The sequence below is a fragment of the Virgibacillus sp. LDC1 genome, assembly GCF_025792345.1.
Taxonomy (GTDB): domain Bacteria; phylum Bacillota; class Bacilli; order Paenibacillales; family Paenibacillaceae; genus Paenibacillus_AQ; species Paenibacillus_AQ lautus.
The window spans coordinates 170,345-182,784 of the sequence record NZ_JAOXLZ010000008.1; the positions used below are offsets into that span (position 1 = coordinate 170,345).

8 protein-coding genes and 1 pseudogene are annotated in these 12,440 nt (G+C 47.5%); 2 read left to right on the plus strand and 7 right to left on the minus strand.

The genetic code is table 11. The features are described from left to right. Window positions 1-159: 159 nt before the first annotated feature. From OHJ21_RS31570 to OHJ21_RS31580, 3 genes are all read right to left on the minus strand, one after another. Complete coding sequence (locus OHJ21_RS31570) at window positions 160-3,828, minus strand: glycosyl hydrolase family 18 protein (protein ID WP_486022258.1); 3,669 nt, start codon at window positions 3,826-3,828, stop codon at window positions 160-162. 515 nt (window positions 3,829-4,343) lie between these two features. Continuing rightward, window positions 4,344-4,712 (minus strand): YybH family protein, encoded by a 369-nt coding sequence (locus OHJ21_RS31575; RefSeq protein WP_486022260.1) that lies wholly within the window; start codon window positions 4,710-4,712, stop codon window positions 4,344-4,346. A 120-nt stretch (window positions 4,713-4,832) separates the two neighbouring features. Then, complete coding sequence (locus OHJ21_RS31580) at window positions 4,833-5,192, minus strand: MerR family transcriptional regulator (RefSeq protein WP_486022262.1); 360 nt, start codon at window positions 5,190-5,192, stop codon at window positions 4,833-4,835. Window positions 5,193-5,310: 118 nt separating this feature from the next. Here OHJ21_RS31580 and OHJ21_RS31585 point away from each other — a divergent pair. Next, window positions 5,311-5,949, plus strand: a pseudogene (locus OHJ21_RS31585) (nitroreductase family protein). A gap of 360 nt (window positions 5,950-6,309) precedes the next feature. Here OHJ21_RS31585 and OHJ21_RS31590 read toward each other — a convergent pair. Beyond that, a complete protein-coding gene (locus OHJ21_RS31590; protein ID WP_486022263.1) occupies window positions 6,310-6,933 on the minus strand; it encodes a nitroreductase family protein in 624 nt (207 codons plus the stop codon). A 130-nt stretch (window positions 6,934-7,063) separates the two neighbouring features. On the opposite strand from OHJ21_RS31590, the gene OHJ21_RS31595 reads away from it, so the two are divergent. After that, entirely contained in the window at window positions 7,064-7,414 is a 351-nt protein-coding gene (locus tag OHJ21_RS31595; protein WP_326119705.1) for a winged helix-turn-helix transcriptional regulator, read from the plus strand. 66 nt (window positions 7,415-7,480) lie between these two features. On the opposite strand, the gene OHJ21_RS31600 is transcribed toward OHJ21_RS31595, so the two are convergent. The 3 genes from OHJ21_RS31600 to OHJ21_RS31610 form a co-directional block, all read right to left on the minus strand. Further along, window positions 7,481-10,450, minus strand: coding sequence for a GAP1-N2 domain-containing protein (locus tag OHJ21_RS31600; protein ID WP_486022266.1), 2,970 nt, complete (start codon window positions 10,448-10,450; stop codon window positions 7,481-7,483). Next, window positions 10,450-11,709 (minus strand): hypothetical protein, encoded by a 1,260-nt coding sequence (locus OHJ21_RS31605; RefSeq protein ID WP_486022268.1) that lies wholly within the window; start codon window positions 11,707-11,709, stop codon window positions 10,450-10,452. Before OHJ21_RS31605 ends, OHJ21_RS31600 begins: the two co-directional genes overlap by 1 nt. Window positions 11,710-11,788: 79 nt before the next feature. Next, complete coding sequence (locus tag OHJ21_RS31610; RefSeq protein WP_100541386.1) at window positions 11,789-12,430, minus strand: beta-mannanase; 642 nt, start codon at window positions 12,428-12,430, stop codon at window positions 11,789-11,791. Window positions 12,431-12,440 lie beyond the last annotated feature (10 nt).

The window sequence follows — 12,440 nt, forward strand, 5'->3', positions numbered from 1 at the left end:
CATATTCAACCTCTCGATCCCGTCCATTCAGGTTTAGTTGTTAAAAAACGCAGCAGCGATTCAGCCGGCTATAGCATATAACCCCTAATCGAAAAAGGATGCCTCCAGGCAGTGTGAAAACTCGCCTGTGAGACATCCCATTGTATTACGAATCCATGTTTAGTTAGACAAACCCACTGCCCGCAGCAATCTCATGACGGTTACCACCGTCTGAGCTTTGGTTACATGGGATTGCGGATCCAGCTTGGAGGCGGATACGCCTTGCATAATCTTCTGCTCCACTACGAAGGCGACGGACGACTTCGCATAGGACGAAATCTTGGAGTGGTCTTTGAATTGGTTTAACATTCCTTGGCTGGCTTCGTTATTCTTGCCGGAATAATTCAGCACATTACTCAGCATGACGGCCAATTCCTCACGCGTAATCAAGCTGTTTGGATCAAAGGTATCGCCTGAGCGTCCCTTCACTAAACCTGCCGCTTTCGCCGCTGCAATCTCTCTAGCATATCGTGATTTCGGATCTACATCCTTAAAGTTGGAATTACTGTCGTCAGGCAGAATACCCAAAGCTTTCACCACAATGGATATAATCTCGGCACGGGAAATATGTTGATCCCCGCCGAATGATCCGTTACTTTCTCCAGATACGATCAGCTTGGCAGCAGCCTGCGCCACGTCTTCTCTTGCCCATGAAGGGATCGCGTCGCTAAACCGGATATCTTGCTGAATCAGAGCATAAATACCGCTGCCAGTTTTCTTGATTTCAACAGTTACCGTACCATCCGCGTTAACCTTAAACAAGGTCGGAACGGATCGAAGCTCATGAGTACCTGGTATATAAACCACTCCGGTGGCACGTTTTACATTTATCTTTTTCGCATCGACGGTCATAAATTCGCTGACATGGGTTTTGCCGAAATGCTTCAGCTCGGTCGTTGTCTTATCCGCGTTTATTTGCTCAAGCTTGAACAACAGCGGATCGGCTAGTACTTCTCTTCCCTTAAACAGTGTCTCCACGCTTGCTGCATCGGCAGCCCCTGGAGAAACAATCGAGACTTTCACAGGGCCGGGAACCGTCATCAGCGAAGCCGGAATCCGATATTCTGTGCCGTTCACGTTAATGGAGAGACTTGCGTTGGCTCCTTTTTTCGCAAGAGCTGCGATGATTTCCTGCGGAACCTCAACCTCTGCCTGCTTCGCACCTGCACCTGCATGGATCTGGAAGTTGGAGGAATCCGAAAGGTTAATGCTGTTAACAGCTGCAGCCGTAGGTATGGTAACCACAGCTTTGTCGCCATGAAGCGTGACTTTTGCCTCTAGCTGATCTTTGGCTTTAGGCGGTTGTGGTGTCGAAGGCGCTTGGGAACCAGAGCCTCCCGAACCTCCTGATCCGCCGGAACCGTCAGATCCACCGGAACTGCTGCTTAAAGTCGTTACGCTCAACAAATTCGAAGCGCTGGAGACGCGGTTAATCTCCTCTCCCGTTCGATCCACTGCAAGTACATGAATTTTGTAATTAGTTAAAGCATTAAGGCCATGAATGGTGTAACTATTCTCTATACCCGAACCTGATAAAGCATGATTCACATATACTTCGTATCCCGTTGCACCTGCCACAGCATCCCATTTCACCTGAATGGAGCTTTCGCCGACACTTACTCTTGCGAGATTCGCCGGAGCCGGGAGTGCTGAAGCATTGGCTTTGCCGTCGATCGGCAAGTCGTGAATGAGTTGAGTCGTCAAAGTCTTATTGCGGTCGCCGCTGATATCCCAACTCATGACACCCGCAATATCCAGCGACTTCACGATGGAAGCGGTATACTTCATCGTGTTCTCATCATTGTACGTGATGAACACTTTATTTTGGTCGTTGTACAGGTAAGGCACTTTGGCGGATTCGTTCCAATATCTCTGATAGCCGTTTTTGTCAATGTAGTTATTCTCGAGGTCACTGAAGTCGAAAATGCCCGTTTCCCACGATTTTAATGAGGATCCACCCTTACAAGTTTGATATTGACCCGTAGGGGGGCAATCATCCCATCCCTTACCGTAGTAGGGAACGCCCGCGATCAATTTATGTGTTGGCACCCCACCGTTCAGATGGCCTAACAATCCGCCGAGCACATGATTTCTTGAAGCGGATGAGGCTGCCTTTGGATGCTCTTTGTCATAGAACAGTGGTGCATTATGATGACCCAGCGTCTCCCAGCTTCCACTGAAATCGTAAGTCATGATATTGATGAAATCGAGGTATTTCACGGAATTCGCAAGATCTGCATTTTTAACAAAATTATCTCCCTGCCCAGAAGCAATCGTCAGCAGATAATACTTTCCGTCCTCTGAACCGGCTGCATCCAACGCCTCGCGAACGGTTTTCATTAATAATGTGAAGTTTTCCTTATCCTCTGGTGCTCTGGAGTTATCATCTTCCCCGCCTTCCACCGGGTATTCCCAGTCGATGTCCAAACCATCGAATTTGTATTCGCGAAGGAAGTCAACCGCAGAGTTCGCAAAGGTTCGGCGCGTCTCTTCAGTCTTCGCCATGTTGGAGAAGTGATTAGACCAGGACCAGCCGCCTACGGAAATCATGAGCTTCAAGTGGGGGTTAGCCGCTTTTACTAATTCAAAAGCAGTGAAGTTTTGAAAATCAAACGTAGGATCTCCTATCACAATTTCGCCATCATGGACGTATCGGTCCTGTGCAGGAATATTAGGATCTTCACAGGCTCTCGGTCCGCTTCCGTATTTCTTCCAACATACATCTGCGAAGGCATAGTTAATGTGGGTGATCTGTGATAGATCCAAGTCGCCAGGATGAAAATTACGATCTTTGGTACTAGCCGACCATGATGTGTAATACGTAATATTGTTATAGTTGCTGCCAGGCACAACCGGCACAGCTTCGCTTTCAGGCGAAGTCCATAGTCCGTTATGGCCCACTACCTTATACGAATAGCTCTTGCCTTCTTCCAATCCAGCAGCTACATACCGACTCTCGCTACTCGAACCAACCTTTGCTCCATCCTGAAAAATATCATAGCTTGTGGCCCCAGGCACCGGTGCCCAGCCTAGTGAAACCGTAGATCGTGTAGCCGTGACTACCTGCAGCCCTTCGGGCTGAGCCAGTTCCCCCCACTTAAGAGTAACGGCATTACTATTGGCCGATGCTTCCAAAGCTCCGTTTACGCTCCTTTGTGCACCTACTTTAAAAGTATAAGTCTCTCCTGCTTCCAAAGGTCCATAGGTAGCTGTGGTAACGGAGTTTTCCCAAGTGCCGCCTTTCCATGCTCCATTAATATAAATGTCATAAGCTTCGGCTCCGGGACTCGAACCCCAACTCAGCGCAACCGTATCTTTTGTTACATCGTCAATTTTAAGATGGCTTGGAGGAGTCAACTGTGCATCTTTATATTCAGCTTCGTCTTTGGTTGTGGTGAATTCCAATACATTGCTTCTGTGTTCTTTTTTCACGTCGCCATCCCAAGTAATATAGATCCTATAGGTCGTTTCAGGTGTCAATCCGGTCACGGCACGGGTCCAATAATTGCCCCAAGCCAGCCACTTGCCTGAATCCGCGTCCCACACCTGTACATTATTGTCATCCGCTACGGGTTTGAAATCCCATTGAAATATCGCCATATTATGAGATACACTTTCTATCCGAAGATTCTGCGGCGCCTGCGGATCCTGAGATCCGTAGGTCGAGCTTGTTACCGTTAACGGATCAATGTCGGAACTGATGGCGGGAGTCTCTGAGGAAGGGGCAGCTTCTGCTGCATAGGATGCAGGCGCATGAAGCAGTGGTGTAAAAATGAGAATAAAGGCCAAAAAACATATCACCCATTTCGGGTGCTTTTTCGTTATAAAGGATGTCACCGTTTTCACCTCTGTTGATTAAATTTCGATTGCAAATGATACAGCATTTCAATGAATGTCTGTCCCTCGGTGTCATCGAGTGTTTCTTTGATGACTTGCCTAATTTCGCATATCGCTCAAATCCAACTTGTATTGAAAGCGGTTACCTATATTTGTACAACGCAACTATGTAGAGTTCCCTCCCTCTCTCTACTCATGATTGAATCACTGTCCGTACGCTCTACTACAGCCTCCCTTCTTGGATTCCTTGTTGTTCAATAAATATTCATACATTTGTATCATGGAACCTACACTATCGATTGAGAAGGGATACATTTCCATAAACATGGGGTAAATTCTTGTCATTTTATATTTTGTTATTAAATTCAACCTGGAATGGATCTGTCAGGGCCTGCAATCTTTACAAATGGAAAAAGAGCCCTCCAAGGACTCTTTTTCTTTTATTTATGCAGTGCTATCCAACCGATTCATCGAATCGAACTTAAATGCTCGTGCTTTAATTTCCATATGCCATCAGCATCGCAAACAAACACATTCGTAGCTCTCCCGCTTCCGGACATAAATGTCCCCTGATGATAACCCTCAAAGTGGAAGGTATAAATACATACCGCCGAATAAGCATCACTAGCGATCCAATCTACATCCTCCGCCCGGTATACCTCATCCTGAATAACATGCCAAGCGTGTTCGAAATATGCTCGAATCTCATCCAACGTATGACAGCTCCGGTCCGAAAACCAATAGACCGCTTCTTCGTCGAGCAGCCGGGCTACATTGTCAAAATCATGCGTATTCGTAGCCGCTATGTATGTCTCAAGTGCCTTTTGATATGACATCGTTCCACCCCTTCCACTCCTCAACTAGGCATATAAGTTTATAAACAAACTATAGTATAGTTCTGTTCAGTGTCGGATCTTTCCTGGTTAACTTATATATCTGTGTTTATGTTAATTTCCTTAACAACTTGTTTGAAAATTCGCCTTTCCTTCCAAGACTGCATTCAAGAATTTTTTCGACTTTTTCAATCGCTTCTGGATCTCTTCAATTTCTTTGATTTTTTGTTCAACCATTTTTGTCTTTGCCTCGTATGATAAATTAAGTTGTTGATTTACTAGCAAACTTAATTCTTCTATAGAAAAGTCTACGGATAAAAGTGACTTCACATCATCTAGAAACTCAACAACCTCTTCAGAATAAACACGATAATTATTACCATCTCTTTTAACATAACTGTCTGGTATTAGGTTTTTACGTTCATAGAATCTTAATGTTGATATGGGCAGACCCGTTAATTTTGAAACATCGTTTATTTTCATAATAGGACCTCTTTATTTCTTGCTATAAACCTAGGTTCATAGTTCATAATACGAAATATGATAACGAACGACATACACAATGTCAAAAAAAATCTAGGTTATCAAAAGGAGAGGTTCTATGTTTAACCATATTCAAAACAATGATTTCGCCAATATCGTTATAGGTCGACGTTCCGTCCGTAATTATGATGAGAATTTTAAAATATCGAAGGAAGAGATAAGCGACATGATTTCGGAAGCCAGTCTGGCTCCATCCTCTGCAAATATGCAGCCTTGGCGTGTAATTGTGGTCGATACTCCAGAAGGAAAATAAAAGCTAAGACCTCTTGTGCGTTTCAATACATTACAAAATGATACTTCATCAGCCATGTTATTAATTTTTGGCGATACCCAAAGCTATTTATATGCTGAAGAAATTTACAATACAGCTGTAGAACAAGGAAAAATGCCAGCTGAAGTACGAGATCGTCAACTCGAAACTATTCTATCCCTGTTTCCGACTCTATCGAAAGAAATGAAAGTTGAAGTTGCAAAAGTTGATAGCAGCCTCTTTGCCATGCAGTTCATGTTAGTAGCTCGTGCACACGGGTATGATACGAATCCAATGGCAGGCTTTGAAGTGGATCAGTTAGCAAAAGCATTCGATTTAGATGAAGAACGCTATGCTCCAGTCATGATCATTTCATTAGGAAAAGCCAAAGAAAACGGGCATGAGTCGGTTCGATTAAGCTCTGACAAAATTACATTTTGGAGGTAACCATTTATCCGTCATCGATTAACCATTCTTTCAAAAACGAGAACTCTATAGCTTGTTATGCTAGCCATAAACTCAATCAGAAAGAAAAAACAGCCGGTCATTGTGATCGGCTGCTTTGGCTTCAAGGAATAAATGAGCCGAGTGACATCGCCGGGTCCTCATTCGTAATATCCTTGCACAGCAGGCAGACGCTTGTACTCCTCAAGCTCCTCTACCGTGCCGATCACGTCCTCAACCAGCTTGGTCATCTGTTTACCGTCTTCGCTTTTATCGCATTCGCTCCATGCATAGTGGTAACTTCCACTCGCAACCTTTACCGTCAGGTCAAAACTCTTATGCGGCTTTTTATTGTACGCTTCCTTATATTTTGTTTATATAAATGACTTTGTCCACATCGTGTCTAACGGTTTTATGACCTTGTTTAATTCCTTTCCCAATGGCGATCAGCATCACATCTTCATACCTATCAGAAATCTGTAAGGCCGACTTTAATTGTTGGGAATCATACCCGGACATGGTAATCGTTTGAAGACCTGCTTCGTTCGCCAGTAAGACTAACGACATGGACGCCAGGCTTGCATCTCTTACTAATTCGAGCTTTAAATCTTCTTTTGATTTATTTAGATAATATTGGATAGCCGCGTTAGCTAAATAGTCTCTTAAGGATGCGTCAAAATAACCCTGTTGGAATCCATCTTCATGGATATTTATAATGTTTTCTTTTTCAAATGCTTGATAATCGCCCAGTACAACGATTAGTACGGATGCTTCTATTACCTGTTGCTGATGAAAGGCAATGGGCAGTAATAAGTCCCTTAAATTCGGGTCGTCTATAACCAGGTACCGTGTCGCTTGAATATTGTTTCCGTTGGGCGATTTACTGGCTCCTTCAATCAATGCCGCCAACGTTTCCGATTCCACTTTATAATGGGGGTCATAATGTCTGACAGAACGTCTTTCTTCTATGATCTCTCTCACTCTCATTGTTCTCACTCACTCCAAATGTTTTATTTGCTTCACAATCCGATTATAATGGACCGTTTAACGTGGCGGAAAATAACGCACAATAAAGTGGGTTAGCCACCTTTATGTGCCTATTCAGGAGGAATACACAATGAACAGCCTCAATACGGGAATCAATATTTTTATGAATACGGTAGGAGGAAAGTGGAAATGTTTAATCCTCTTTTTTCTGAGTCAACAACCAAGGAGAACTAAGGAATTCTATCTGCTCATGCCAACCATAACGCAGAAAGTCTTAACCGAACAATTAAAGCAGCTGGAAAGGGATGAGCTTGTCCGAAGAGAAGTATTTAAAGAAGTGCCGCCTAAAGTAGAATACAGTTTAACTGAGCTGGGCCACTCCTTCGTGCCTGTATTAAATACAATGTGTGAGTGGGGCAACACCTATGCAACCGCACAAAACCTTGAAAGAGAAGAACAAATCTGCTGCCAGCATAAATAGGTGGTCGTGCATAAGAGGCACGAAAAAAACGAGCAGACGTATGGATCGTCTGCTCGTTTTCTATATTTAAACTTCCTCATCCGTCTCATTCTCCGGAGTCTGCTCTTCCGAAAGCGCGCTTTCGTCGGACAGCTCATATGAGATGCCATCCACAACAACCTTCTCGACTAGGGATACGTCAATCGGTTGATCCAGCTTCACGGTGACCTGACTTGAATATGTCTGGTTTTCCTGAGCGTCACCAACGCTATCCGATGACTGCACGCCTTCACCTTCAACAGGATCAGACGAGCCTTCCCCTTCTGTTGTCCCGGTATTCGGGTCCGCTTGATTGCCAGTTGAATCAAGCTCTGTCCCTGATGGATCAGTATCCGCTTCACCCGTTGTGTCATCGGCGCATACCCGCGATAATTCAGGGCTAGCGGCCTCAAGCAGCGTGCCTGCATCCTTGCCTACAATCTCAATCTTATCCACATTGAAATCCCGGCAAGCCGCTGGCTGTTTAAAATGGAAACTCAGCTCGGTCTTGCCCTCCTGCCCGCCTTCCTCCACCACCGTTGCCGTCAATAACGGCTTTTCAGGGACGGTATCGGTAGAAACCAGAGGTGCGGTAACCGGAGGCGTGACGACCGGATTCGGATCGGCCTTGCCGTCCGCAGGTCCTTCGCCGTTTTGGATCATCATGAAGACGCCGCCTGCAATCACAATTACAACAAGTGCGGCTGAAGTGATTTTTACGAACCGCGAATGCTGTCGAAACCAACGCACCAACGGCGAAGCCAATTCAGCCCTAACCTTCGTATAAACTGGTTTGAGGATGGGCGCAGGAGAATGGAAATACGTTTTCACATAATCCTTATTCTTGAAGGCTTCACGGTCATAGGTTTTGAAATAATCGACGATGGCGGCAGCATAAGCCGGAACAAGTCCCCGCGGCCTAACGAACACCGGCTGCTCGGCAGACCAATGAATATACTGGTATACCACTTCCGGACTCTGGCCGTATCTGTGCAAATAATCCAGCAAGCCCCGGTAGTCTACGGCACTGGAACGTATCTCCGTACAGAAGGCCAAGGTAATGCTCTCAAAGCTGGATGGCACCACATGATTCTGCAGCCATTTCCGCATCATATGCTGGGTTCGTTCCCGCTCCTCGGCTGACAGATCCTCCAGTACCTCCGGTTGGACCTCTTCACGGCTGGACCACTGGTAAAGGGCGAGCATGACTGCGGCCTTGGACCGAATCCGGGAGTCAAAACGCTCTACCCAACCCTTGAACTCCTTCGGCATTTGAAGGAAGCCGATATCCAGCAGCTGTTTCTGGCTTAATTGCTCGGGCTCCAACTCACGCAAGAGAAAGAGGTTTGCCGCATAAATCAACCGGTCTGCAAATGCAGTTCCGCCTTGGTAACGGCCAATTCCCCTCTGAGGATGGTGCTCCAACGAATCCAGTTGATCCAGTACAGCGTTGACCGCTCTCACCGGATCCGGATCATGCTTAAGCTTATCGATTAGCTGGGTTTCCGCTAACCTGATATAATTCTCCTGCTCCAGCAAGAGAGGGTGGTTTCGAACCCACAAGCCGATCAGATCTACCAAGTCGGCAGGCGACGCCGCTTGCTGCATGCGCGTTTTCATGTACGGATCAAACATCAACGACGGCAGTCCCGGACTGGTCAGCACCCTGGCGTAGAAGGCTCGGCTTAAGGCCGGGCTGCCCTCCAGCAAGTCGTAAATCGCCTCGGTCACATCCTGACGCCGCTTCGATAAGGCGTTATTTAAGGAGCGGATGAAATATTCCACAATCAGATCATGATGCTGCCGGGGATTGATGCCGTGATAATCCTTAACGAAACCGGCAATCGCTGCATCCGGAACATGTCCGCCTTTGACAAGCTCGAATTCCTGGGCAAACAGGGTGTGGAAAAGCTGATCCAGCCGGCCCTTTGAAACAAGGGCGCCTGCCGGCTTCAAATAAAGCAGCAAAGCACGCAGCACGGCATGTTTATGCTCATGGTACAAACCCACTTGACCTTCTTCAATCTGGAACAGCACACATAAATCATCGTAGCTATCCAGCGAGATCCCCAGACCCGGCTCCATATCCGCAAGCATCTGCTCGGCGAAGGCAAAAAAGCGCTCGGAGCGATCCGGGTCCAACAGCGTCTCCCATGCAAAATCAAGATAAGGCTGCTCGGACCATTTCAGGTCGGCATTGATGACCCTGCCGGCAGCGAGCTCAAACAAATAATCCTTCTCGATGCTGCGGTCGCTTAAGCGCAGGCTGCCCTTCTCCACGAACATGAGATGAAGTCCCTTCTTGCTCTGCGGCTCCTTGGCATAGGTAACGAATCCAAGCACCTGCCGCAGCGCATAGGGCAATCGGCCAAACAACACAAAGAGCAGCTGCTCCGCCTTCGCGGACAACTGTTCCACAGGGACGTCCAGCACGATGTATACCTTTTTCTTCCCGGCAGCCGCGGATATGCATGCATAAAGCAGCTGTTTGAATACCTTCTCGTCGATCCCTAGCTCCTGCAATAAGGTCGGCGCCTTCTTATATGAAATGGCCACTTGAGAATCCCCCTGAACCGGAATGGCAGGGAGCTGCGGCAGATCAACGCCTGCTTCGATATCGTAATGATCGGCAAAGGAGGCCTGGAGCCAAGTCTGATAAGCGTTATGCTCATCTACAAGAAAACCGTCGGGAATGACATAATGATGCGTAAAAAAGGCACTGCGCAGTCCCGTGAAATCCGCAGGCTGAAACACGCTTCGCCCCAGCACCGTTTCTCCTGTTTCCGTATGGAAGAGATGAAGGGCCGCCGGATAAGCCGCAGCGTCCCGCTCGCTGCGTGCCGTCAGCTCGGCAGGAGCTTCGTATTGGCAAAAAGGATGCAGCACCTTTTTGATAAAGGAAGCCTCCAATCCGGACGAACGGGCCACCGTATCAAAGCCCTCGGCCGAGCGGAATATGCCTCGCCGCTCCCGCGTGTACATCTGCTGCTGTATGGTTCGGGATGGGAAATCCGGCACTAGTCTTCCCTCCCCTGAATATACTTCAGCTTGTACAGAAGCCAGATGAACGGTTCATCCACCCGAATCGGGCTAACGACGCTTTGCAGCTTCTGATCGACAGGGTTGCTGCCTAGAGCCGATACGGCAAAATACGCTGTATTGGAAAAGTATACATCCATCGTTCCCTTGAACGGGCGGTCGACCTTCTCGATAAAACGGCGGATCTCGCCGTCAATATTTTCAAATTCGGTCAAATTCAAAAACTTGCGGTGTACCACATTGTTAAAGATATTGCTGTTCAGCTTCACGTATTCGCCATCCTCATCCTTAAGCGCATGAAGCATGTCGCTCTTGGTTAAGACGACGGCTGTCGGAATATCCGTCTTGCCCTTGTCCTCATAAGCGATGAAATCGCCGAACATCGTCAGCACGACATCCCGCGGCTCATCATACTGGGACACCCATTCCCCGGGCTGGTCACCGAATTTCAGGCGAATTTTCTCCCGAATGGAGCGGATTTGGAGCGGGTCCACCATAAACAAAATACCCGCGGAATTCTTGATATGCTGTCCGTGAAGTCCCAAGTAATCCTCATCCACCATGCCCTCACCCGCTACGTCAAAAAATACGAGGGTTAACGGCGGCTTGGATTCATCCTTGAACACGAATTGGAAAATGAAAGGCTCCTGCATCTTCTCCTTCTGCGTGGACGCCAGCAAATCTCCGCGCTCAAATAACGGCTCCTCATAGCCCGTACGGAACTTGCGGCTGATCTCGGCATTCAGCGGCATGCAGGCCGCATCAAAATGATCCGCCGTCGTATGCTGCAGCGTATGAATGAGCGAAGTCATATAAACCGATTTGCCCACTTGGGAAGCACCGATAATCGAGATAATGTTGCTTGGCACCTTCCCGGCGGTTACCGGAAGCTCATTATGGCATTTCGGGCACAATCGTCTGCGCGTGACGACTCCGTAACGGTCATTCAATCCAACCAGCACGTGATCCGAATAAATGTGCTGCTCCTCCGGTATGTCGCTCGGACGGATAATCGCTTCGATATCATAAACGGAATCCAGCCCAAAGCGTTCACGGTACCGATTCAGCTCATCATCTTCCCCAAGCGCATAGTCCTCGTCATCCTCCCGGTCGTGGGCAGCCCGGAAGACAACCTCCTTCGGAGCAAACTTACTGAAACAGTAAGGGCACACAATATCATAGAACAGCGGCTTTGGCTCCGGCTCCGGTTTTTTCTTGAATATATCAAAAATGCCCATCCTTTGTACCTCCCTCTGAACCCTATGAATTACACACTAACGCTTTCATCGTGGTTACTGTGTGATCTTCTATCTCTATCTATCTATACACCAGCTCATATCGTTGCCCGTACTTCCTTCCGTCCGTAAAAAACAGGCGCACGTAATCGTTCTTGCCCACCTCAATCGCAGGCAATACGTTGCGTCCGGCAGCAAAATCCGTCACGAACGGATACAAGATGCCGTCTTCCTTGTTGACCGGATAAGCCCCCTGCTTCTTCACGTAACATAAAGCTTCCTTCGGTACCGGCACTTCCGCCGTAACCTGAATTTCTATCGTCTTATAGGGCTGCAGCCAGCGGCTTTTTTCGCGGATGGAGTAGACCAGTCTGGCTTTGCCGGTACTGAATCGAATGCTATTCGTTTCATCCGGCTGTCTGATTAACGCCATCTCTCCGTCTTCGGAAGACAAGGCGTATACCGTGTACGTGATCTGACCAATCCCGTCCAGCCGGTCACGGTACCCGTTATTCGCCTTATACTCGTCTCGGGTATATAGACGCATTCCGCCGGGCAGCGGATCACTTGCAGGCTGACCGAATCCGTCGTCCATCGCACGGTGAATGTATACCGCTTGAAGACCCGGCGGCCAGCTCCAGCGGAGCGTGCAGTAACCATCGTCTAAATGATAGCTTAATCCCTGAATGACCCCTTCTCCGGGCTCCGCATTTTTAAACCGCATATCGAACGCC

Excerpts from the sequence above, each read along its gene's own strand:
- OHJ21_RS31575 (WP_486022260.1), bottom strand. The coding sequence starts at position 4,712 with ATGTCATATCAAAAGGCACTTGAGACATACATAGCGGCTACGAATACG.
- OHJ21_RS31580 (WP_486022262.1), bottom strand. The coding sequence starts at position 5,192 with ATGAAAATAAACGATGTTTCAAAATTAACGGGTCTGCCCATATCAACA.
- OHJ21_RS31590 (WP_486022263.1), bottom strand. The coding sequence starts at position 6,933 with ATGAGAGTGAGAGAGATCATAGAAGAAAGACGTTCTGTCAGACATTAT.
- OHJ21_RS31595 (WP_326119705.1), top strand. The coding sequence starts at position 7,064 with ATGAACAGCCTCAATACGGGAATCAATATTTTTATGAATACGGTAGGA.
- OHJ21_RS31605 (WP_486022268.1), bottom strand. The coding sequence starts at position 11,709 with ATGGGCATTTTTGATATATTCAAGAAAAAACCGGAGCCGGAGCCAAAG.
- OHJ21_RS31610 (WP_100541386.1), bottom strand. The coding sequence starts at position 12,430 with ATGCGGTTTAAAAATGCGGAGCCCGGAGAAGGGGTCATTCAGGGATTA.